The sequence below is a fragment of the Maricaulis sp. genome (assembly GCF_017642925.1).
Classification (GTDB): Bacteria; Pseudomonadota; Alphaproteobacteria; order Caulobacterales; family Maricaulaceae; genus Maricaulis.
On record NZ_JAEPOL010000025.1, the window covers coordinates 1 to 23,579 of the forward strand.

19 protein-coding genes are annotated in these 23,579 nt (G+C 65.9%); 16 read left to right on the top strand and 3 right to left on the bottom strand.

Annotated elements, in window-relative coordinates:
* Positions 1-617: 617 nt before the first annotated feature.
* Positions 618-2,363 (top strand): hypothetical protein, encoded by a 1,746-nt coding sequence (locus JJ918_RS15895; protein WP_291889542.1) that lies wholly within the window; start codon positions 618-620, stop codon positions 2,361-2,363.
* Between the two features lie 405 nt (positions 2,364-2,768).
* On the opposite strand, the gene JJ918_RS15900 is transcribed toward JJ918_RS15895, so the two are convergent.
* Together JJ918_RS15900 and JJ918_RS15905 are read right to left on the bottom strand one after the other, a co-directional pair.
* A complete protein-coding gene (locus JJ918_RS15900) occupies positions 2,769-3,815 on the bottom strand; it encodes a deoxyhypusine synthase (RefSeq protein WP_291889546.1) in 1,047 nt (348 codons plus the stop codon).
* Positions 3,812-5,062, bottom strand: coding sequence for a type III PLP-dependent enzyme (locus tag JJ918_RS15905; protein ID WP_291889548.1), 1,251 nt, complete (start codon positions 5,060-5,062; stop codon positions 3,812-3,814). Before JJ918_RS15905 ends, JJ918_RS15900 begins: the two co-directional genes overlap by 4 nt.
* Positions 5,063-5,630: 568 nt before the next feature.
* Between JJ918_RS15905 and JJ918_RS15910 the strand changes: the two genes are divergently transcribed.
* The 15 genes from JJ918_RS15910 (at position 5,631) to JJ918_RS15980 (ending at position 22,890) form a co-directional block, all read left to right on the top strand.
* Positions 5,631-8,474, top strand: a complete 2,844-nt coding sequence (locus JJ918_RS15910) for a hypothetical protein (protein WP_291889551.1) — start codon at positions 5,631-5,633, stop codon at positions 8,472-8,474.
* A 78-nt stretch (positions 8,475-8,552) separates the two neighbouring features.
* Entirely contained in the window at positions 8,553-11,222 is a 2,670-nt protein-coding gene (locus JJ918_RS15915) for a TonB-dependent receptor (protein ID WP_291889553.1), read from the top strand.
* Positions 11,223-11,415: 193 nt separating this feature from the next.
* Complete coding sequence (locus tag JJ918_RS15920; protein ID WP_291889556.1) at positions 11,416-12,246, top strand: type II secretion system protein N; 831 nt, start codon at positions 11,416-11,418, stop codon at positions 12,244-12,246.
* Positions 12,246-14,204, top strand: coding sequence for a secretin N-terminal domain-containing protein (locus tag JJ918_RS15925; protein WP_291889559.1), 1,959 nt, complete (start codon positions 12,246-12,248; stop codon positions 14,202-14,204). Before JJ918_RS15920 ends, JJ918_RS15925 begins: the two co-directional genes overlap by 1 nt.
* Complete coding sequence (gene gspE, locus JJ918_RS15930) at positions 14,194-15,711, top strand: type II secretion system ATPase GspE (RefSeq protein WP_291889562.1); 1,518 nt, start codon at positions 14,194-14,196, stop codon at positions 15,709-15,711. The genes JJ918_RS15925 and gspE overlap by 11 nt, the downstream gene beginning before the upstream one ends.
* Positions 15,698-16,936 (top strand): type II secretion system inner membrane protein GspF, encoded by a 1,239-nt coding sequence (gspF, locus tag JJ918_RS15935; RefSeq protein WP_291889565.1) that lies wholly within the window; start codon positions 15,698-15,700, stop codon positions 16,934-16,936. Before gspE ends, gspF begins: the two co-directional genes overlap by 14 nt.
* A 10-nt stretch (positions 16,937-16,946) precedes the next feature.
* The gene (gspG, locus tag JJ918_RS15940; protein ID WP_291889567.1) at positions 16,947-17,402 is read left to right on the top strand and encodes a type II secretion system major pseudopilin GspG; all 456 of its coding nucleotides are present in this window, start codon (positions 16,947-16,949) and stop codon (positions 17,400-17,402) included.
* The gene (locus JJ918_RS15945) at positions 17,402-17,920 is read left to right on the top strand and encodes a GspH/FimT family pseudopilin (protein ID WP_291889570.1); all 519 of its coding nucleotides are present in this window, start codon (positions 17,402-17,404) and stop codon (positions 17,918-17,920) included. Before gspG ends, JJ918_RS15945 begins: the two co-directional genes overlap by 1 nt.
* Positions 17,921-17,923: 3 nt before the next feature.
* Positions 17,924-18,295, top strand: a complete 372-nt coding sequence (gene gspI, locus JJ918_RS15950; protein WP_291889573.1) for a type II secretion system minor pseudopilin GspI — start codon at positions 17,924-17,926, stop codon at positions 18,293-18,295.
* On the top strand, positions 18,292-18,942 hold the full coding sequence (gspJ, locus tag JJ918_RS15955) for a type II secretion system minor pseudopilin GspJ (protein ID WP_291889575.1): 651 nt from the start codon (positions 18,292-18,294) through the stop codon (positions 18,940-18,942). The genes gspI and gspJ overlap by 4 nt, the downstream gene beginning before the upstream one ends.
* Positions 18,939-19,925 (top strand): type II secretion system minor pseudopilin GspK, encoded by a 987-nt coding sequence (gspK, locus tag JJ918_RS15960; protein ID WP_291889577.1) that lies wholly within the window; start codon positions 18,939-18,941, stop codon positions 19,923-19,925. Before gspJ ends, gspK begins: the two co-directional genes overlap by 4 nt.
* Complete coding sequence (gspL, locus tag JJ918_RS15965) at positions 19,922-21,142, top strand: type II secretion system protein GspL (RefSeq protein ID WP_291889580.1); 1,221 nt, start codon at positions 19,922-19,924, stop codon at positions 21,140-21,142. Before gspK ends, gspL begins: the two co-directional genes overlap by 4 nt.
* Positions 21,139-21,642 (top strand): type II secretion system protein M, encoded by a 504-nt coding sequence (locus JJ918_RS15970; RefSeq protein WP_291889581.1) that lies wholly within the window; start codon positions 21,139-21,141, stop codon positions 21,640-21,642. Before gspL ends, JJ918_RS15970 begins: the two co-directional genes overlap by 4 nt.
* The gene (locus tag JJ918_RS15975; RefSeq protein ID WP_291889583.1) at positions 21,639-22,373 is read left to right on the top strand and encodes a type II secretion system protein N; all 735 of its coding nucleotides are present in this window, start codon (positions 21,639-21,641) and stop codon (positions 22,371-22,373) included. Before JJ918_RS15970 ends, JJ918_RS15975 begins: the two co-directional genes overlap by 4 nt.
* A complete protein-coding gene (locus JJ918_RS15980; RefSeq protein WP_291889585.1) occupies positions 22,357-22,890 on the top strand; it encodes a hypothetical protein in 534 nt (177 codons plus the stop codon). Before JJ918_RS15975 ends, JJ918_RS15980 begins: the two co-directional genes overlap by 17 nt.
* Before the next feature lie 200 nt (positions 22,891-23,090).
* On the opposite strand, the gene JJ918_RS15985 is transcribed toward JJ918_RS15980, so the two are convergent.
* On the bottom strand, positions 23,091-23,573 hold the full coding sequence (locus JJ918_RS15985; RefSeq protein ID WP_291889587.1) for an A24 family peptidase: 483 nt from the start codon (positions 23,571-23,573) through the stop codon (positions 23,091-23,093).
* Positions 23,574-23,579 lie beyond the last annotated feature (6 nt).

The window sequence follows — 23,579 nt, forward strand, 5'->3', positions numbered from 1 at the left end:
AAACCGGCGGGGACGGTCCGGTCGAGCTTTTTGCCGGTCGTCCCTGCCGATGGCCTCGCCGGAGCCTGCCGTGGTCAACCCGGCAGGCGCGGACAAGCTCCGTACTCTTTGCACCCCCGGATAACCGGTCCGGGCCTCGAGTGGTGCGAAGACGGGGTGATTATGCGGCCGGTCCGAGGGGGTGGGTATAAATATTCTTTCCTCCCCACATCGTGGGGAGGGGGACCCGCGAAGCGGGGGAGGGGCCGCCGCGGCACGCGGCGGGGTGCCGGCGCCTTGCCTTACAGGCCTTCCGGCGCTGGCGCGCCGCCCCTTCGACCCGATGCTGCGCATCGGCCCACTTCCCCATGGAATGGGGAAGAAAGAGGCATGCGGGCGGGGATAAGCATCTGTTCTCCCGGCCGGATGGCCCGCGAAGGCGGGCCGCAGCGCCGGGATCGACCGTGGGGCGCTTTCAGCGATGAGTCTCCCGTTGGTCCCGGACAGCGCTGCCGCGCTTCCGGGAAAAACGGGAAGTGGTGGTGTTTCCCGGATGCGGTGGCCATGCACGCACAGGGCGAATACACTGAGATGAACAGCCTGCAGGATGTTCAAGGCGGAGCCGCAAGGGGGCGCTTTTGAGACTTTTCGGGAACTGGGACTGTCCTCCGATTTCTCCGCATGTTTTCGCCGGGCTGATTGCTGCAGTGACTCCGCTCCTGGCCGGCATGGACACGGCCGCAACGCCCCCGGCTGTTGTCGAGGTCACCATCCTGCAGGACCGCGCCGACGGGGAAACGGCCTATCAGGTCGACATGACGATTCCGGTTGAGGGCGATCTTCCTCTCCTGGTGCTTCGTGACATGTCATACCCGGAGCCGAACTGTCCTGAACTCCAATTTACCTTCGGCCAGGTCGAGAATGCCCGCGTGCTTGATCTCGACCTGGACGACGACCGGCGCGTCCGGCTTGAACCTGTAGGCGACGGCCCGGTTTTCATCTCGTACCGGATCCAGACCGATTTGCGGGCCGCCGATCTGACTGTCGCAGCCGTTAACGGGTGCAATATCCTGCTCGCGCGGCCGGACGGGGTTTTTCTGGACGGAGGAGCTCTGCTTCTGGCGCCGCGCTCGCCACCCGGCGTTTGGCCACCTTATCGCGTCGGCCGCACGGTTTTGCGGATAGAGGGATTGCCGCAAGGTACGCGGGTATCGGGGTCACTCGCGAGACAGCAAGCTTCCCGTGAATGGGAGGTTGAGCGGTTTGACGATCTCAGGTTTGCCTTTTTTGCTACCGGGGCGTTCGCACGCGACCCGGCTGACGAGGCGGGGACTTTCCGCATCCACGCACCGGATCTCGATCAGGAACGCCGCCAGCGTCTCCGCTCAGCCGGAGACCGGCTTGTCTCCCACTTCAGCCAGCATTGGCGCGAAGCGCGTTTCACGGACTATACCGCCTATGTGATCGAGACGACCGGGCGGGGCACCGACCTGGGCGAAAGTGTCGGGATGGCGCGGAGCAATGCCCACGTCCTGTTCCACGGCCCAGCGACGGACTATGACAGCCTGCTGGTGATGTTCGCTCACGAGCTGGCGCATAGCTGGATCCCGTCGCGTCTGGGGCAGCTTGCCCCTGATCACGACTGGTCTTGGGTCCGCGAGGGGCTGACCGACTATCTTGCGCGCAAGGCACTCATCGAGCTTGACCTGGCCGAAGCCGGCAGTCTGGTCGACCGGCTCAATCTGGCTCTGCAGAACACGGTGCTCCGGCATACGCCTCAGCTGGAAGACTATGATGAGGGCCTTCTTCTCTGGGCGGCGATGGACGCTTATGCCGGGTCGCGCGGTGAAGCGGCGAGCGTCGACGATCTGGCACGTACGCTCATGCAGCGGGAAAACGTCCCGCTGACGCCTGCCGAGGTCTGGCAGGTCGCACAGGCACTCGGTCTGTGGCCGGCGGACCAGCCGGACTTTGTCCCCGAGCGCGACCTCCCCTGCACGCTCGCCATGGACGGGCGGATCTATACGCTCGTGGAAGGGCGTTGGCCCCGGTACGAAATAGGCTGGCAGCTCTCCGAAGACAGGGCCGGGCTGGTCGAGCGGGTCGAACCCGGCTCGCCTGCAGCAAAGGCAGGATTGATGGCCGAGCACAGGATTGCGTCCGTTCGATCCGGTGGCTTCGGCAATGTGCACCGGCCGGTCGAGTTGAAGCTGGAGAGCGCCGGTGGGCCGGCCTCATTGTCTTTCATGCCGCGGGGCGCCACGGGTGATACGGCCTACCGTCAATATGTCGCTGACGTGGATGCGGCCGGGGCCTGGGCCGATGTCGAGCCCAGCAGGCAGTGCCGGGACGCCCTCCAAACAAGCGTCGCGACCCGCGGTTGACACCGCGGCCCACGTTCCCGCGGGCGTGGCGAAGGCAGGTGCGGGCGGGGATAAGCGCGAATTTCTCCCGGCCGGATGGCCCGCGAAGGCGGGCCGCAGAGCCGGGACCGACCGAAGCTCATATCAAGCGATGAGTCTCCCGTCGGTCCCGGACAGCGCTCACGCGCTTCCGGGAAAAATGGATGGAGAGACCGACATCCATCGCCTTCAACCGTCATCCTGACGAAAGTCAGGATCCAGGGCGCGAGACGCAATCGCGGCGGGATGGGAGCACCCGGTTTTATGATCTGGGCCCTGACTTTCGTCAGGGTGACGGTGGTTGGTGTCGTCCGTAGCATTCAACCAAACAAAAAAGCCCCGGCGCAGCGCACCGGGGCTCTTTCATTCCAGCCATGCCCTTGGACCCTAGTCCTCGAACATATCCCCATAGCGGTGGCGCGGGCGCTTTTCCCAGGCCTTGCGGTGGTAGACGTCGGAGACGATGACTGGGGCCACTGTGGAGGCTTCGGCGTAGACCATCTGTTCCAGGGCCACGTCCACCTTGCCCCAGGAACAGGCTTCCTTGAGGGTGGAGGAGGAGCAGGCGCCGTCGCGCACATCGGCGACGGTGATCTGGACGGCATAGGCGTGCATGGGCACGTCCTCGCCGAGGATTTCCGCGCACACGACCGTGTCCTGGGCGAAATTCTTCGGCACGCCGCCGCCGACCATGAAGAGGCCGGTTGTGCCGGCCTTGATCTTGATGTCGGTCAGCTCGCGGAAGTCGGCCACGCTGTCGATCGACAGGTAGGGCTTGTTCGCCTTCATGCGTTCCACCTGGTGCTTCACCAGGCCGAAGCCGGCAGAGCAGTCGGAGAAGGCCGGGCAGAAGATCGGCACGCCCTGCTCATAGCATTCCTGGACGAGCGAGCCCTGTTTCTTGGCATTGCCTTCGGACAGCCATTTGCCCATCGCCTTGATGTAGGAGCGCGAGGAGCGCGGTCCCGGCTCGAGCATGTCGGCGATTTCCTGCGTGACGTGATCGCACGCCTGCAGTTCTTCCTCGTCGATATAGGTGTCGTAGATGCGGTCGATATAGAGATCGCGCAGTTCGCGGTCGTCCGGGATCTCGCGGGCCTGGTAGTGCTTGAAGCCCAGGGCCTCGAAGAAGTCCATGTCGACGATGGAGGCGCCGGTCGACACGATGGCGTCGACCATGTTGTGACGCACCATGTCACGCCAGACGTGCATGCACCCACCTGCGGACGTGGAACCGGCCAGGGTGAGGATCACCGAACAGTCCGGATCGGCCACGGCAGCCTGCAGGATGCGGGCGGCCCGCGCAGCATCGCGCGAGGTGAAGGACATCTTCTCCCAGCTGTCGATCAGCTCGCGGCCGTCGAATTCCGTGATGTCGATATGATGGATCGGGTTGGCGAGAAGTTCCGCCTTCCGGTTCGACATATCGGTCATGCGCGTCTCCTGAGTTTGGGCCGGCGCCGGCGGGCGCGGGCGAAGGAAATGACCGTCGCTTCGCTGTCGTCGGCCTTGTCGGGTTGGACTTCGAACATAGACGGCCAGGGCATGTCCTCAACCGTTACGTATTCGATGGCACCAAACCCGTTGAAATTCGTCGCCAGCGCGGTGCCGTAGGCGCCGAGCATGCCGATCTCGATGATGTCGCCCTCGGCAATGTCGGCCGGCAGTTCGAAGGGGCCGGAAATGGCGTCCATCGAATCGCAGGTCGGGCCGTAGAGGCGGAAGGATGCGGTCTCGCCGTCGGCATCGCCGGACGTGCTGCCCTTGCGGCGGTGCACACGGACCGGGAAGGGCCATTTGGCGTGCGCTGCGTCGAACAGGCGGCCATAGGCGCCGTCATTGAGGTAGAGGGCGTCGCCCTTGACCAGTTCGACCCGCGTGAGAACGCTTTCGGCCTCGGCGACCAGGGCGCGGCCCGGCTCGCACCAGAGGTCGGCATTCTCCAGCACCATCATCTCCTCGAACGCATCCTCGATGGACGAGATATAGTCGTCCATCGGCGGCGGGGTCATGCCCGGATAGATCGAGGGGAAGCCGCCGCCGACATCGACGATGTCGACCGTCACGCCGGCCTGAACGATGAGGCGCGAGGCTTCCATCATGGCCGAGCGATAGGCGGAGGGCTGCATGCACTGGCTGCCGACATGGAAGCTCACACCGAGCTCGAAGGCGTGGGCCCGCGCCTTGCGGATCAGGTCGGACGCCTCATAGGCAGGCGCACCGAACTTGCCGGCGAGCGAGAACATCGCGCCGTCATTCGACACGGCCAGGCGCACGATCAGGATCAGATCGTCGGCGTGGTTCGTCTCCTCGAGGATTTTGACCATCTCCGCCTCGCAATCGAGGGCGAAGATGCGCACGCCGAATTCATAATAGGCGCGCCGGATCGACTCGCGGCTTATTACCGGGTGCAGGAAGGCCATGCGGGCCTCGGGGCACCGTTCGCGGACGAGCTGAATCTCGGGAATCGAAGCGACGTCGAAGAAGCGCGTGCCGTTGGCATACAGCACGTCGAGAATCCACGGGCTGGGATTCGCCTTCACCGCGTAGAGGACTTCGCCCGGAAAGTTTTCCTGGAACCAGTGGCTCGCTTGTGCAACGCGATCCGGACGTGCGCAGACGACCGGGCTTTCTACGTGCCGTGAGCGGACCAGGTCCAGGGGAGTATGGTACGTGTGCAATTCACGTGACCCCCTGTTGGCAGTTAACCCAATCCGGCATCGTCGCCTCCGCCGGGAGAAGCGCGGATAAAGTCAAATACGGGCTGTGTAAAGCACGAATTTTACCTTGGACGCACTTTGTCATGTCGGGGGTCATTTCGGGGCCCCTTCGGTTGCTGAACGAGACCTTAGTGTTGCGGCTTGGCGCCGGAAGTGCAACCTCCACGCCAGGTGATCCGTATAGAAATCAATATTCGCCAATCCTCGACTTGGGCGATTCCAGTCATCACGGGCGTGAATTCCGTCAAACAAGTGTCATACTGCGGATTGTCGCAAAAATTTCAATTTCGAATTCTTCCGATGTGGCGGAATTGCCACCGGCGCGAAATCCCTTGCATGGCCAGCATCTAGTGGGTGCCGGCGCGGTAAATCCCCACCCTTGGTGATGATGCGGTTCCGGTCTGCGGGCGCCGTCGCCGCGATCTGTCATTCAGCCGTTACAATGCTGATGTTTATCCCCGGCCCAAGCGGCTGGGCCGGATACGCCGGTGCCACCGTGGTCGAGATTCATTCCTCTTGGGGGTCTTCCATGTCGGTGAAGCACAATTTCCGCAAGCTGCTGCTTGTGACCACGTCCTGCGCGTTCTTTGCAGCGTGCGCGGATACGTCCATCTCCTCTCCGGGTGCCGAAAACCCGGGCACGCCTCCGGGCGATGGCGGCAACCCGCCGCCTGCAGGCCAGACGATCGATCTGATCCCGGCCGGTGGCTGCGGTACGGGCTCGATCCGCGAAACCTCCGTCACCAATGGCGACATCACCATCAATGCCTGTGAGATCACCGGCAATATCACGACCAACACGACGATTGCCCCGAATGCCGGCGTGATCATCACGGGCCCGACCTTCGTGGGTACCGATGACGGCGCCACCGGCGGCAGCGGCGCTCGCGCCACCCTGTCCATCGGCGCCGGTGCCACGCTGTTCGGTGCGGCCGGTTCCGACTACATCGTCGTGACCCGCGGATCGCGTATCGAAGCGCAGGGCACGGCCGACGCGCCGGTGATCTTCACCTCGCGCACGGACGTTGAAGGTTCGGTCGGCGAGAACGACAAGGGCCTGTGGGGCGGCCTGGTGCTGAACGGCCGCGCGCCGATCAACGCCTGTACCGACGCCACGGCGGTCGGCGGTTCGGCCGATTGCGAAAAGTCCGGCGAAGGCTCCTCGGGCCTGTTCGGCGGCGCCGACGCAGCCGACAGCTCGGGCATCCTGAACTATGTCCAGGTCCGCTTCGCCGGCTTCAAGGTGAACAATGAGGACGAGCTGAACGGCATTGCCTTCCAGGGCGTCGGTTCCGGCACCCAGGTCGACTACGTCCAGGTCCACAACAATTCGGACGACGGCGTCGAGATGTTCGGCGGTACGGTCGATCTGCGTCACCTGGTGCTGACCGGCAATGACGACGACTCCATGGACTACACCGATGGCTGGCGCGGCCGCGCCCAGTTCGTGCTGGTCCGCCAGGGTCCGTCCGGCGATCAGGGCTTCGAGTTCGACAACCGCGGCGGCAACGACACGGCGAACAATCTCGAGCCGCGTTCCAACCCGATGATCTCGAACTTCACCCTGATCGGTAACCGCAACGGTTCGGGCTCGAACGACAGCGACCAGGGCATGCTGATCCGTGAAGGTACGGCCGGCCGTCTCTATAACGGCATCGTGGCCGATTTCGGCGATGACTGTATCGACATCGACCAGGACGCCACCTTCGCCCGCATCGGTGCGGCGACCGATCCGCTGGACATCCAGTCGGTCGTGCTGGACTGCGTGAACAATTTCGACGAAAGCACCGGCGATCCGGTGGACCTGTCGGACTGGTTCCTGTCCCGTCCGAACAATGCCGTGATCAACAACACGCTGAACGGCGTGTTCTCCGGCCCGGCCGAACAGGCCGTGACGGCGTTCGACGTGAACGGTGCCGACAGCTGGTTTGAAGATGTCGATTACATCGGCGCTTTCGCCGATGATGAGATCGCTGCGTCCAACTGGGCCTCGGGCTGGACCTACAACCTGTTTGAAGATGCCGGTTGTCCGGAGGGCACGACGGAATCCGCGGAAACCATCAATGGCGCCCGCGTCTGCCAGATCACCGGCAACATCACGTCCGATCTGCGCCTGACCCGCGGCAATATGTACGAGCTGATCGGTCCGGTCTTCGTCGGTGTCGACCGCGGCCCCGATCCGGCCAGCCCGCTGCCGTCCGGCATCGAAGCCACGCTGACGGTCGATCCGGGTGTGACGGTCTTCGGTTCGGCTGGTTCCGACTACATCGTCGTGACCCGCGGTTCGCAGCTGCGCTCGAACGGTACGGCCTCCTCGCCGGTCATCTTCACCGCCCGTACGGACATTGAAGGCACGGCCGGTGTGAACACCAAGGGTCAGTGGGGCGGTCTGGTGCTGAACGGCCGCGCGCCGATCAACGCCTGTACCGACGCCACCGCCACCGGCGGCACGGTCGACTGTGAAAAGTCCGGCGAAGGCTCTTCGGGTCTGTTCGGCGGCGCCACGGCCGACGATACCTCCGGCTCCATCACCTATACGCAAGTCCGCTTCGCCGGCTTCAAGGTGAACAATGAGGACGAGCTGAACGGCATCGCCTTCCAGGGCGTCGGTTCGGGCACCTTCGTCGACTACGTCCAGGTCCACAACAATTCGGACGACGGCGTGGAAATGTTCGGCGGTGCGGTCGATCTGCGCCACCTGGTACTGACCGGCAATGACGACGACTCCATGGACTACACCGATGGCTGGCGCGGCCGCGCCCAGTACGTCATCGTCGTCCAGGGTGCCTCGGGCGACCAGGGCTTCGAGTTCGACAACCGTGGCGGCAACGACACGGCGAACAATCTGACGCCGCGTTCCAACCCGATGATCTCCAACTTCACCCTGATCGGTAACCGCAACGGTTCCGGTTCCAACGACAGTGACCAGGGCATGCTGATCCGTGAAGGTACGGCCGGCCAGCTCTACAACGGTCTCGTCGTGAACTTCGGTGATGACTGCATCGACGTCGACCAGCAGGCCACGTTCGACCGTATCGGCGCTGCCAGCGACTTCCTGGACATCCAGTCGGTCGCCCTGGATTGCGTCAACAACTTCGACGAGAGCGCGGGTGAAACCCCGGCCGGCTTCGCCAATCTGGAAGCCTGGTTCCTGTCCCGCCCGAACAACACCGAATACACCAACTCGCTGACCGGCTTTGCCTTCTTCAGCGGTGGTACGGGTGTGGTTCCGGGTTCGGCCGAGACCGCTCTGATCTCGACCGACGTCAACGCCCTCGACACCTGGTTCGAGCCGGCCGGCTATGTCGGTGCCGTCGAGGACGCCAGCGACACCTGGTACCAGGGCTGGACCTTCGTTCCGGCGCAGCAGTAACGCAGACGCCGCGGGTTCCGGGTGTGAAAGCGCCCGGGACCCGCAGCATCGTTTAATCGCAGTCTCATGGTGATGAAGATGCAAACTACACGATATGCGCTCTCGGCTGCGTTGCTGGCGTCAACCACGCTGGTTCCGGTCGCCGCTTTTGCGCAGGACGCTCCGTCCTCCGAAGCCGAAGACGTCATCACGGTCCGCTTCCAGTACATTCCGGATGACCGCCGCGTCACCTCGGAAGTGTCGGCGGCCCTGTCGATCGACGACCTTGAAACCACCGGCGATAGCGACTTGGCTGCGGCCCTGGTCCGCGTCACCGGCCTGTCGACCACGGGCGGCAAGTTTGTCGTCGTCCGCGGCCTCAACGAACGCTACTCCAACACGCTCCTGAACGGCTCTCCGATGCCGTCTCCGGAGCCTTTCCGTCGCGCGGCGCCGCTCGACATCTTCCCGACCAATGTTCTCTCGAACGTGCTGGTCCAGAAGACCTTCTCCCCGGAATTCCCGGGCGAGTTCGGTGGCGGCGTGATCGGTGTCGAAACGGCAACCCTGCCGGATGACCGCTTCCTCACCATCGGTGTGGGCGGCAGCTTCGACACGGTGACGACGGGCAATAACGGCCTGACCTATGACGGTTCCGACACGGACTGGCTGGGTTATGACGACGGCCTGCGCGATCTGCCGGCCGAACTGGCCGAGATCTTCAACACGACCCGCGTCGGCAACAACCTGCCGGCCGCGCAGCAGCAGGCCATCGGCCGCTCGCTGGTCAATTCGGAACTCTGGGTGCTCCAGACCGTCGATACGGACGCCAATGGCTCCATCGACTTCAGCGCCGGCGACCGTTTCGATTTCGACGGTTTCTCCCTCGGCCTCACCGCCGCCGGCTCCTACTCGAACGAGTGGGTGACGCGCGAAGGTATCCGTGGCCGTGGCGGTGTTGACGGCACGTCCGCCCGCTACATCAACGGTCCGGCCAATGACGACTTCTCCGACGTCGCCGCGCCGGAAGATGCCTCCGACAACTATATGGGCACCGAGAACGTCATCGACGTGTCCGGCATGCTGTCGGTCGGCATCGACTGGTACAATGACCACGAGATCAACTTCCTGACGATGGCCCTGCGCTCGACGTCCAAGGAAGCCCGGACCCAGACCGAGTTCAACGCGGGTGGCAACGGCGTCTTCCTGACCGACAGCCTGGAATGGTTCGAACGTCAGGTGCTGTTCAACCAGCTGTCCGGCGAGCACGTCTTCTCCTTCCTGGGCGATCTCGCCCTGGACTGGCGGATCTCGGACGCGACCGCCACGCGCGACGCGCCGTACCAGCGCGAATACCGCTACGAGTATTCCGGTGCGGGCCTGCAGTATGGCGGCAATGTTGCCGACAACCGCACGTCCTTTTCGGAAATCGAGGACAACACCCAGGATGCAGGCTTCGATCTTGCCCTGCCGCTGACGGTGTTCGATCGCGATGTCGAGCTGAAAGCCGGTATGTCGGTGACCAGCCGCGAGCGTGAAGCCTACACCCGGACCTTCTCCTTCGAGCAGGGTGGTGTGGGTCTGCCGTCCGATCTGCGCTTCAGCCGGATCGACTACATCTTCGCCCCGCAGAACATCGTCGACGAGCGTCTGCGCCTGGTGGAGACCGGCGGTCTGTCCTTCCCGGAAGCCTATGAAGGCCGGATGAATGTCCGCGCCTACTATGCCGGTGCCGATATCGCGGTGAACGATTTCGTTCGCGCTGCGGTGGGTGCCCGCTTCGAAGACGGCGTCCAGAAGGTCGACACGTTCGCTTTCCCGGTTAATGCCGGCGACAGCGGCCTGCTGGAAACGCGGATCGAGGAAGACTACGTCCTGCCGGCGGTGACGCTGACCTGGACCTTCGCCGACAATCTGCAGCTGCGCACCGGCTATTCCCAGTCGATCGCCCGGCCGCAGTTCCGCGAACTGGCCTTCGCCGAATTCTTCAACACCGATACCGACCAGCGTTTCCAGGGCAACCCGTATCTCGTGAACACCGAGATCGAGTCCTACGATGCGCGTCTGGAATACTATTTCGGCCGCGAGGAATTCGTGACCGTCGGCGTGTTCCACAAGATCCTGGAAAACCCGATCGAGGAGTACATCCTGCCGACGGGCGACAGCCTGGGCACCTCCTTCATCAATGCGCCTGAAGCGACCCTGACCGGTGCGGAATTCGAGTTCGAGAAAGTCTTCGATCTCTCCAACCGCTTCGATCGTCCGTTCTTCAATGACCGCGAATGGTTCATCAAGACGAACTACACCTACATCCAGTCGGAAGTGTCGGCTGACGGTACGGTGACGATCGCCCAGGGTGCCTTCGGCCAGCCGTCTGCGAACGTGCTGGACGCGGCGGGCTTCATCGATGACGGCCGGGCCCTTCAGGGCCAGTCGGAACACCTGTTCAACGTCCAGCTCGGCTTCGAAACCTTCGATGGCCGGGCACGCGGCGCCCTGCTCTTCAACTACACCGGAGAGCGCACCCGGGCCGTGGCCGATCTGAACACCGGCAATCCGGCGATCATCGAGCAGGTCCCGAACTCGCTTGACCTGGTCTACAGCCGCACGCTCGATCTGCGCGGCAATGACTGGGATTTCGGGTTCTCGATCCGCAACATCCTTGGCGACGATTACGAAGCCACCCAGTCCGCGGGCGGGGTCGAACTGCCGGTCGACACCTATGATGTCGGCACGGAGTTCGCGATCTCCATCAGCCGCAGCTGGTAACACGCATTCGGGCGGGCGGACCTTCGGGTCCGCCCGTCTGCATTCATCCGACGATTAATCCCGAAACGTCGTAAAACTGACGTACGCCACGTGTATCGGGGAGCGGATATCCGAAGCTTCGATACGGCATGCCCAAGGCGGGCGCCGGACGCCGGTTCGAAGCGGATGGCGACCGAAGGGACAGGCGATCATCGTGACGCATCAGTCGCAATCACTGCCGGCCGGACGGGGAGGGCGAACGCGCCTTCCGCGCAGTCTCGCGACCGTGCTCGCCCTGGCCGAACTCCTCCTGCTCGCCGGCCTGACCTATATCGCCGCGCGCCTGATCTGGCTCATCGCCTTCGGCGCCAGCGCGACCGATTTCCAGCAGGATCCGGCGGATGCCGGCCCGCGGTTCGGCGGCGCTCCGTCCTACCAGGCCGACCTCACGCAACTGGCTGAGACCGACCTGTTCGCTGACCGGCGTGCCGGGCCTGTCGATGCGGCGCCCGTTGCGGCGGCGATCCAGGAAACCAGCCTCGATCTCACCCTGCGCGGCATCCGCCGCGGCGCGACGCCGGACAGCGGTGGCGCCATCATCCAGATCCCCGGTGGCCGCCAGAGCTTCTTTGCCGTGGGTGCGGAAGTCCTCGATGGCGTGACGCTGGAAGAGGTGCATGTCGACCATGTGCTGATCCGCCGCCGCGGCATCGCCGAATCGCTCTTCCTGCGCGACGAGGACACGCCGCGCGCGGCTGCGGCGCCCGCCGCCGCTGGCGGCCAGTCCGTCGCGGGCCTGTTCCGCGCCGAGCCGGTGCGCGAGGGCAATCGCCTCACCGGCTATCGCGTCAGCGAGGCCAGCCCGGCCCTCCTGTCGGCAACCGGCCTGCGCAATGGCGATGTGATCCTGGCGGTGGATGGCCGTCCCGCCACCGATATTTCCGATCTTCCCGCTCTCTTCCGCCGTCTGCGCGAAGAGGACGGTTTCACCCTGTCGATCAATCGGGGCGGCCTGCCCCTGACCCTTCAAGTGGACCTGCCGTGATGACCGATTTCGTGAACCGACTGATTGCGGGCCTCCTGGCGCTCGTCCTGTCTGCGATGGCACCGGCTGCCGTCTCGGCCCAGTCCGGCGGCCAAGGCAGCGTGGTCAATTTCAACCAGGCCGAAATCCAGGCCGTGATCGACGATGTATCGTCGGTGACCGGCTATACCTTCATCGTCGATCCCAATGTGCGCGGCCGGGTGACCATCACCTCGCAGGCGCCGCTGACGCCGGACCAGTATTTCCAGGTCTTCCTGTCGACCATGCGGGTGCATGGCTTTGCCGTCGTGCCGACCGCTTCGGGCGCCTACCAGATCATTCCCGAACAGGCCGGTGCGCGCACCTCCAGCCCGGTCAATTCCAACCTGCGCGGCGACCAGTATGTCACTGCCGTGGTGCGCCTGACCCATGCGGGCACCCGGGATGCGCTGACGGTCGTGCGGCCGATGGTCAGCCCGAACGGTTTCGTCAATGCGGCCGAGGGCGGCAATGCGCTGGTCATCGTCGACTATGCCGAGAATGTCGCGCGTATCCGCCAGGTCCTGCGTGACCTGGATCGCGACACTTCGGTGGTCGAGATGGTCGAACTGTCGAATGTGTCGGCCGGCGAGATGGCGCGCATCATCGAGACCATCCGCACCCGCAACACGTCCGGCGAAGACGATATGGCGTTCGGCGTCACCGTGGCGCCGATCCCGGCCTCCAACACGGTCGTGCTGCGCGGCAATCGTGACGCCGTGGCCGAGATGATGTCGCTGATCCGGCGGGTGGATGGCGTCAGCCGGTCCAACCAGGGCTTCCGGGTGATCTATCTCAGCCATGCCGACGGCGAGGACCTGCTGCCCATCCTGCAGCAGGTGGTCGAGACCATGGCCGATGACGAGACCATGGCCCGGCGTCCGTCCGTCTCCTATCACGCGCCGACCAATGCCGTGGTCGTCAACGCCGATCCCGACATCCAGCGCGAGCTGGAACTGGTGATCCGCCAGCTCGACATCCGCCGTCCGCAAGTGCTGGTCGAGGGCATCGTGGTCGAGATGTCCGACACGGTTGCCGACGAGCTGGGCGTGCAGATGCTGCTGGCCGGCGGCGAGGGCGATGCGCCCCTGGCGATGACCCGCTTCGGGTCGAATACGCCGGATCTTCTGGCCCTGACCGGGGCGATCACTTCGCCCGGCGATGACGACAGCGACTTCAATGACGATCTGCGCCAGGCGGCCCTCAACTCGCTGCTCGGCGCCACGGGCGGCACGATCGGTTTCGGCGGACAGAATGGTGACGGCACGCTCTTCGGCCTGGTGCTGAACGCGGTGGAGAGCGACCGCAATTCCAACGTCCTGGCGACGCCGTCCATCCTGGCGATGGACAATGAGGAAGCCTCCTTCCTGTCCGGCCAGGAAATCCCCGTCACCACCGGTGAAGTGCTGGGCGACGACAATTCCAACCCGTTCCGCACGGTGCAGCGCCAGGAAGTCGGCGTGCGCCTGCATGTGCGCCCGCAGATCACCGAGGGCAATACGATACGCCTGCTGATCGAGCAGGAAGTTTCCTCGGTCGCGGGCACTGTCAATGACGACACGACCGACCTGATCACCAACAAGCGTGAGATTCAGACGACGGTGCTGGCCGATAATGGCGAGATCATCGTGCTGGGCGGGCTGATCCAGCAGGAAGACGAGGATTCGGTGACCGGTGTGCCGGGCCTGTCCCGCGTGCCGGGCGTGGGCCGTCTGTTCCGGTCCGAGGGCACCGAGCGCCGCCGCACCAATCTCATGGTCTTCATCCGCCCGACCATCATCCGCGACGAGGCCGACATGCGTGCGGTGACCGACAATCGCTACGGCTATATCCGCGGCCAGCAGATCGCCAACGATCCGCAGGGTGCGAGTTCGCTGGAATCCATCGTCGAGATGATGATGATCGACATGCCGCGGGGCAGCGCCGACGATGGCGAGTGAAACGGATACCAGCCCGGCCCGCGAGGCCAGCCCGGTCACCTATGCCTTCGCCCGCCAGAAGGGCGTCGCCTACCGGCCCGGTGCCGAGCCGGCCTTCCTGTTGCGTCAGGGCGGGGACCGCCGGGCGCTGCTGGAAGTGCGGCGCGTGGTCGGGGCCACGCATCCGGTTGTCGAGTGCGATGCCGGCCGGTTCGACCAGGCCCTGTCGGATATCTACGCCTATGCCGGTCTGGGAGCGGACAGTGCGGACGCCGATGCGGCGGACGGCGAAAGCCTGTCCCGGCTGATCGACGAGATCCCCAAGACCGAGGACCTGCTGGACAGCGCGTCCGACGCACCGATCATCCGCCTGATCAACGGCATGATTGCCGAGGCCGTGCGCACGGCAGCATCGGACATCCACGTCGAGCCCTTCGAGGACCGGGTCTCCATCCGCTACCGCGTCGATGGCGTGCTGCATGAGACAGTCTCGGTCTCGCCGCGCCTGGCGCCGCCGCTGGTCAGCCGGATCAAGGTGATGGCGCGGCTGGATATTGCCGAAAAGCGCGTGCCGCAGGATGGCCGCCTGACGATTGCCCTGGGCGGCAAGTCGATCGATGTGCGGGTCTCCACCCTGCCGTCGCGTCATGGCGAACGCGTCGTGCTGCGTCTGCTGGACAATTCCCAGGCCCGCTTCCGTCTGGACGATCTGGGCATGCCCCAGGCCATGCTGGCGGATATGAAGAAGGCGCTGGCCCAGCCCAACGGCATCATCCTCGTCACCGGTCCGACCGGCGCGGGCAAGACCACCACGCTCTATGCCGGGCTCAACCTTCTCAACGAGGAGACCCGCAACATCCTCACCGTCGAGGATCCGGTGGAATACGCCATCGACGGGATCGGCCAGACCCAGGTCAATGCCAAGGTCGGCATGACCTTCGCCGCCGGCCTGCGCGCCATCCTGCGCCAGGACCCGGACATCGTGATGGTCGGCGAGATCCGTGATGTCGAGACGGCCCAGATCGCCGTCCAGGCCAGCCTGACCGGTCACCTCGTCCTGTCCACCGTGCACACGAATTCCGCCGTCGCCGCCATTGCCCGCCTGCGCGATATGGGCGTGGAGAGCTATCTGCTGGCTTCGACTCTGTCGGCGATTGTCGCCCAGCGCCTGGTGCGCCGCCTGTGTACGCATTGCCGTGAGGTCTACACGCCGGACGCGGCCGAGCTGGAGCTGCTGGGGCTGGCAGGCCGCAGCGATGTGACGCTGCACCGTCCGGCGGGGTGCTCGCACTGCAAGCAGACCGGCTATGACGGCCGGACCGGGGTCTACGAGATCGTCGTGGTCGACGACACGCTGCGCAAGCAGATCCACGACGATGCCCGCGAGAGCGAGATCGCGGCCCACGCCTTCACCCGCCGCAAGACCCTGTTCCAGAACGGTGTCGATCTGGTCCTGGCCGGCACGACCAGCCTGTCCGAAGTCCTGCGCGTCAGCCGCGAGGAGGGGGAGCGACATGCCGGCGTTTGAGTATGAAGCGCTGGATGCCCGCGGCAAGAAGTCGAAAGGCCTGATCACCGCGGACAGCGAGCTGGCAGCCCGGCGCGAACTGCGCGGCCGGTCGATGGCGCCGCTCTCCGTGCGCTCGGCCGACGGCCGGCGCGCAGCTGCGGTCGCAGGCGACCAGACCTCGCTGATGGACCGGCTGCGCCGGCAGGACCTGTCCAGCCGCGAACTCATGCTGGTCACGCGCCAGCTGGCCAGCCTGATCGGCGCCGGCATGCCGATCGCCGAGTCGCTGGGCCTGCTGGCCCGCCAGGGCGGCCGTCACAACATGCAGCGCGTGCTGATGGCGGTGCGGGCCCGGGTGTCCGAGGGCGACCGGTTGTCCGTCGCCATGGACGGTTTCCCGAAATCCTTCCCCGCCGTCTACCGCGCCATGATCGCGGCCGGCGAGAGCGCGGGCGGGCTGGGCCATGTGCTCGAACGGCTGGCCGACTATCTGGAAAAGGAACAGGCGGTGCGCAACCGGATCACCGGCGCGCTGGTCTATCCGGCGGTGCTGACCGTGGTCGCCATGGGCGTGGTGACGATGCTGATGACATTCGTCGTGCCCCGCATCGCCGAACAATTCACCGGTATGGGCATGGCGCTGCCACTCCTGACCCGGATCATGATCGGCCTGTCGGGCGGATTGCAGGCGGGCTGGCCTTTCATTGCTGCCGGTCTCGTCGTGCTGATCGTTGGCAGTGCGCTGGCGCTGCGCCAGGCGCCGGTGCGCACCGCATTCGACGGGCTTCTGGTGGGACTACCCCTGCTAGGCGGTTTCCTGCGCAAGGCTGAGGCGGCGCGGTTTGCCCGTACGATGGGCATCCTGATCGAAAGCGGCGCTGTGCTGCCGGATGCCCTGCGGGCCGCGGCGCGGGCGAGCGGCAATCTCGCCGTGCGCAAGCGGATCGGCCAGGTCGTTACCGATGTGGAAAGCGGGCGCGGCCTGTCGGACGCGCTCTCCACGCGCGGCCGCTTCCCCGCCCTGATGCTGTTCATGGTCGCGGCCGGCGAACGCTCCGGTGCGCTGGGGGAGATGTTCCGCCGCTCTGCCGACCAGATGGACCAGGAGATCGACGGGGCCATCACGGTCGGCCTCAACCTTCTGGAACCCGGCATCATTCTCGTCCTGGGTGTGGTGGTGGTGATGATCGTGCTGTCGATCCTGCTGCCCATCCTGCAACTCAACACTTTGGCTCTTGGCTAGGGAGATTTCGATGCAGACCCGTTCGGCCGCTCAGACGACTGACGACATGCAGGAAGACCGCGAGGCCGGTTTCTCCCTGCTGGAGATCATGATCTCGATCACCATTCTGGGCCTTCTGGCCACGATCGTGGTGATCAATGTCCTGCCCGCGCAGGACCAGGCGATGGTGCAGAAGGCCCGCACCGATATCGCCACGCTGGAACAGGCGCTCGATGCCTACCGGCTCGACATGCGCGAATATCCCTCGACCGAGGACAGTCTGCAGGCGCTGGTCGAGGCGCCGCGCGGGGCGGAGAATTATCGCGAGGGCGGCTATGTGCGCCGCCTGCCGGACGATCCCTGGGGCAATCCCTACCAGTACGCCTATCCGGGCCAGCACGGCATGCTGGACATCTGGTCGCTGGGCCGGGACGGCCGCGAGGGCGGCGAGGAGCTCGACGCCGATATCGGCAACTGGCAGGGCTGATGACGGCCATGCCCGCCCATACGCCCAGCCGTGAAGCCGGCCTGTCGCTGATCGAGATCCTGGTGGGGATCTCGATCCTGGCGATTGTCGCCTTTGCGGTGACGCTGTCGATCACGCCGGGCGGGCCGGCGATCGAACGCGAGGCCGATCGTCTCGCGGCCAGGCTCAACCAGGCCGAGGCCGAGGCGATTGCGTCCGGCGCGCCGGTGGGACTGGCGGTCGAGGGCGCCGGCGAAGGCTATGCCTTCTACCGCCTGGTCGACGGACGCTGGTGGCCGGTGCGCGACCATCCCACACTGACGGAATACCGCTTTGAAGACGCGCTGCGCCTGCGGGTCGAGGAGACGCGGCCGGTGGCGCCCGAGGCCGCGGCCCGGGCCGCGCTCTACCCGGCGATCTGGTTCGACCCGGCCGGCATGACCGAACCTTTCCGCCTGCGCCTGTCGGCTGATGACGGTGCCGAAATCGAACTGGACTGGCAGGCTGCCGGCCGGATCGAACGCACGGCGCGGGGCTGATCCATGCGCGCGCCGGTCTCCAGTCCTGAAAGCGGGTTCACGCTGATCGAGATGATGATGGCGCTCGCCGTCCTCTCGGTAGCGGGGCTCGCCCTGATGAACATGACCCAGGCGACGACGCGCAACACCGCCGCCGTCCAGGAGCGGGCGCTGGCAATGGTGGCGGCCGAGAACATTCTGAACAGCCAGATCCTGCGCCCCGGCCCGCCGCAATCCGGTTCGGGCGAATATGCGATTGCCGGGGTGGGTTATGACTGGTCGCTGGCGGTCAGCGCGACCGACGATGCCGGTCTCGTCCGGCTGCACCTGGAAGTGCGCGAGGCGCAGAGCGGGCATCTCGGCGCCGAGCTCGACACGTTCCGGAGGGCGCAATGAGCGCGGCCGCACCGGCGCGCGAGGCCGGCTTCTCCCTCGTCGAGATCCTCGTCTCGGTTTTCGTCTTCGCGATCATCGGCACGATCTCGGTCGCGCTGATGGCGTCGAGCGTGGGCGCGCGGGAAATCAATTCGGACGTGCTCGAGCGGACCGCGATGATCGACCGTGCCCGCACCCTCCTGCGCGAGGATCTGGGACAGATCGCCCGCCGCGCCGTTCGCGACGAGGCCGGCTATCGCGACCCCTGGATCCTGGCCGGCGCGGCGACCGGGCTGGCCGACTACGAGACCGATGCGACAGAGCGGGTGCTGATGGTGTTTACCCGGCATGGCCGCGCCAATCCGGGCCTGATACGGCCGCGCAGCTCGCTGCTTCATGTCACCTATCTGATACGCGGCGGCGATCTCGTTCGCCGGGTGCGCGACTATCCCGACCCCGGCGAAGCGACCCGGATCACCGACCAGGTGCTGATCGCGGGCGGCGAGGATTTCACGATCGAGTTTCTCGTCGGCGCGGTCTGGCAGAACCGGGTCTTCCTGTCGCAGACCGGCCAGGGCGTGATGCCGGCGGCCGTGCGCCTGCGCTACGATCTGCCGCCGCTGGGGGCGATGGAGCATGTGCTTCTGACACCGGAGGCGCAGCCATGAGCCGGCCGGTTCTCGACAGCCATCGCGAGCGCGGCGCCTCGCTGGTTTCGGCCTTGCTGCTGGTGGCGGTGATGGCCAGCCTCGCCATGGCGCTGGCCGGCGATCTGCGCTTTGCCATGCGCCGGTCGGCCAATATGGATGTGCGCGACCAGGCCTACTGGTATGCGATCGGCGCGCGCGAGTTCACCGAAGGCCTGATCGCGCGGGCGATGGACGATCCGCGCCGGGCCCTGCGGCCGGACGCTGACTGGCTGAACGGACCGCGCACTTTCCCGATCGAGCAGGGCGTGTTGACGGGCCGGGTGCGCGACGGAAACAATTGTTTCAACCTCAACAGCCTGGCGCCGGCCGGTGCATCGGGCGAGCGGCAGGCCGATACTGCCCGGATACAGCGTTTCGAACAGCTGATGCGCGCCGTGGATATCCCGGCTGCCCGTGCGGTGCGGATCGCCGCGCAGGCGGCCGACTGGATCGACAGCGATATACGCCCGGTCGCTTCGGGCGGCGAGGACGAGCTTTATCCGGGTTATCGCACTGCCAATGCGCCGATGGCCGAGCGGGCCGAGCTGCTGGCGTTGGAAGCGATAACACCGGACATCTATGAGCGCCTGCGCCCGCTGGTCTGCGTGCGACCGACCGGCGAAGCCCTGGCGCTCAATATCAACACACTGACCGCCGCGCAGTGGCCGCTGCTCGCAGTGGCCTTCGATGGCGGGCTGTCGCGTTCGGCCATCGAGGGCCTGCTTCTGAACCGGCCGGCCTCGGGGTTCGAAACGGAAGAGGCGTTCTGGGCGCTGGACACGGTGCGCGAGCTCGATCCGGACGCCACGGTGCGCGAACGCGTCGGCATCGAGACCCGCTATTTCGAGATCGAGATCCACGTCGCCCATGCCGGCCAGCGCTTTGCGCTGAACGGTCTGGTGCAGAGTCTGGGAGGCGGGCAGGTGCGCCGTCTCTCGCAGAACTACGGAAGCGTTTCATGAGCCAGGACCTGATCCTCAGGCTGGACGGGCAGGACAGGCTGCACTGGTCCATCATCGACCGCGCCGGCCAGGTGCGCCGCGCGTCCGGTGCCGCCGGACCCGGCGAGCTGCTGGACCTGCCGGACACACACGGCGTCAGCCGGACCCTGATCCTGGTGCCGTCGGAAGATATCTTTCTCGGCCTGATCGATCTGCCCGCGCGCGGTGAGCGCGAGGCCCGCCAGGCGGCGCCCTACATGATTGAGGAGGCGCTCGCCTCATCGCTCGCCGCGACCGAGATCGTGCCCGGTGCCCGCGCCGAGGATGGCCGCCGCTGGGTGATGGCGGCAGATCGCGATCGCGTGGCGCAATGGGCGACACGGATCGGCGACGCGATCGTTCGCCCGGCCTGGGTGATGCCCGACTGCATCGCCGCTGCCGAGCGCGATGTGGCGCTGACCCTGTTCGACCGCGGCGACAGCATTCTCTGGCTCTATGGCGCCGATACCCGCAAGCCCGGTGAGGCGGCCGGCGGTGCCATGGATCCCAAACTCTTCGGTCCGGTGATCGGTCCGCTGATCGAGGGGGCGGGCGGCGGCACGGTGGCCGTTTCGGCTTCGCTCGGCCTGGCGGGCGAGAATTTCCGCCAGGTGCCGCGCGGCGATCTCGATCTCAAGGCCAGCGCCCTGCCGGCCGAATTTATTGCGGCGCTGCCGCCGCTGCTGGGTGATCGGCTGAAGGCGACGATCGACTGGCGCGGCCTGCTGGGACCGATCCGCAGACCGGTGGCGCTGGCGGCGGGTCTGCTGGTGGCTTTCTGTGCGCTCATGGCGGGCGAGGGCGTCTACTACCGCCTGCAGGCCGAGCGTTTCGATGCGGCGAGTATCGCCGAGTTCCGCGCCGCGGTGCCGGACGTGACCCGTCGGGTTATTCCGGCCGAGGCCGAGCGCCTGCTGGCGGCGCGCCTGTCCGGTCTCGGCGGCGGGGAGGCCTCGTCCTACCTGCAGCTGATGGCGGCACTGGGTGAGCTGACTTCGGGCAATGAGCGGGTGCGGATCGATGATGTGCGGTTCGACCAGGCCCGGTCCGAACTGTCTGTCTCGGCGATCTATAGCGATTTTGCCGATTTCGATGCGCTCAACGCCCGCGCCGGCACGCTGGGTATTGCGCTGGAGGATGGCGGTGCGCGCGAGAGCGGCCAGGCCATCCAGGGCGAGTTTACGGTGAGGCTGCGATGAATGCTGTGACCCGCATGTTCGAACAGGTCTGGGGCGGCCGCAGCCTGCGCGAGCAGGTCCTGCTCGGGGTCGCCGGCGGCCTGGTCCTGGTGCTGGCGGTCAGCGTGCTGGTCGTGCAGCCGCTGATCGGCTTCAACGATCGTGCCCGCGACGATTATGCCGCGGCGATGCGGCTCTACCGTTCGATCCAGGACGATGCCCGCACCTATCGCCAGCTGGCAGCGCAAACGCGTGAAGAGGCCGATACCGGCCGCTCGCTGCGGGCTGTGGCCGGGGCGACGGCCCTGCGTCACGAGATTTCACTGGCGCGCATGGTCCCGGCGGACGACGGCTCGCTGACCGTGAATATCGACCGCGCCGACAGCCGCGCCGTGATGGCCTGGCTGGTCGAGCTGGAGACGGGCTTCGGCATCCAGGTGGCCTCCTCCACAATGGACCGGGCGGGTGAAGGCGTTGTTGAGGCATCCTTCGTTCTGCGCCGTCAGGGAGGCGGCCGATGATCGGGCGCATTCTCCTTGTGCTGGCGCTGCTGGCGGTCTGGCTGGTCGTGCTCTTGCCGCTGAAGGCTGTGGCGATTGCCGCCGGTGGCGTTGCGCAGTTGGGCTATGACGATGTGTTCGGCACGGTCTGGAACGGGCGCGTCTATGGTCTGCGTCTCGGTGGCGAGCGCATTCGCGAAACGGCCGTGTCCGTGTCGCCGCTGGCGTTCCTGACCGGACGCGTAGCCGTGGACTGGCGCTTGGCGGACAGTGGTCTGTCCGGCGACGGGCATGCGATCCTCGCGCCGGGCCGGGTACAGCTGGAAAACGTGTCGCTGACCGTGCCGCTGGGCCGTCTGACGGAGACGGGCGGCACCGGGCTGGACCCGCGTGCGCCGGTCTTCGTCCGTGTCGCTCAGCTCGACCTGTTGGACGGGCGTTGCGAAAGCGCCACCGGTTCGGCGCGCTCGGATGCGCTGACGGCGCTCGCTGCGCCTTACAATATCGAGGCGCCGGCCCTGGACGGCGTGCTCGCCTGCAATGGCGACGATCTCGAACTCGTCTTTTCCGGCGAAAGTGCCGACATGACGGTCGAGGGCAGCGCCCGGCTTCGCGTCGAGGGCTATGACTGGCAGGTCTCGGTCGATACGGTGCGTCCGGAACTGGCCGAGGCGCTGGCGCTGGCCGGTTTCGAGGCCGAAGGCGAAATCTGGCAGGCACAGGGACGGGGAGTTTATGGTGCGAACCGCTGACGGACTTCTTCTTCTTCTCGCGGCCGGGCTGGTCCTGTCAGCCTGCACGGCGACGGCTGGCAGCGCTTCCACGCAATTGCAGAGGCCGCCGGCGCTGAGCCAGGCCCGCCCGGATCCGGCTCCGGCGGCGGCCGTTGAAACGGCCGGCGCGCTGCCGCCGCAAACGCTGGAAGCCGGTGCCTGTGCCACCTTCTTCTGGACTGCAGATCCGGCGCATCGCTTTGTCGCTTTCGAAAACGAGACCGAGGGCTTTGCCCGCGTCTACGCCAATGGCGCCGAGCATGGTTTCTATACGCCGCCGCGCGAGGCGCCCTATGTGGCAGGCGAGACCTATCGGCGCGATTATGTCGATCCGGCCCGCGGGCTGGACATCCGCCTCACCGGCCGGGTCGGCGAGCCCTTGCCGACAGGCCAGCGGATCGAGCGGGTTGTGATGCGGGTGCTGCAGCCGAACGGCCAGACCCGCGTCGTGCCGCTGATCGGGCATTATGCCTGCCGGACGGTGGCGGAGGGGTGAGGGCGGTCGCTTCCCTTGTCATCCCGGCCGGATGGCCCGCGAAAGCGGGTCGTAGAGCCGGGCCCCATACGCTCGCTCTCGGCCGGAAGCGGGCTCGATATTGAAGGCAGCCCGGTGAGCACCGGGATTATGGGTCCCGGATCTCCGCCCGGCTCAAGGCCGGGCATGCGTCCGGGATGACAATGTTAAAGTCAGCTGTCTCACAGCACCGGATAAAGGCCCGGCCCGTAGGCGCGGTAGATCCAGCCGGCGGCAATCCCCACAGCCAGCCAGGGACCGAAGGCGAAGGCTTCGTCGCGTCCCGGCAGGCGCCGCTGCACAAGCGCTTTGCCCAGCACAAACAGGAGCGCGCTGCCCGTGCCCACCAGGACAATGGCGGGCAGGAGCCAGCCGCCGCACCAGGCGCCGCCCGCCGCGATCAGCTTGGCATCGCCGCGGCCCAGCCCGTTGCGGCCGGTCAGCCGGCGGAAGCCGGTCTCGACGGCGACAAAGGCGAGATAGCCTGCGACGGCCCCGATCAGTGACACCCACGGCGTGGAAAACACGAACGCGTTGAGTGCCAGGCCGGCTGCAATCAGCGGCAATGTTATTGCGTCGGGCAGGCGGTATGTACGAAAGTCGATCCAGAACAGGGCGCTAAGCGCAATGATGAGAATCAGGGTTGCGGCGTGGGTGAGAAACATGCTGCT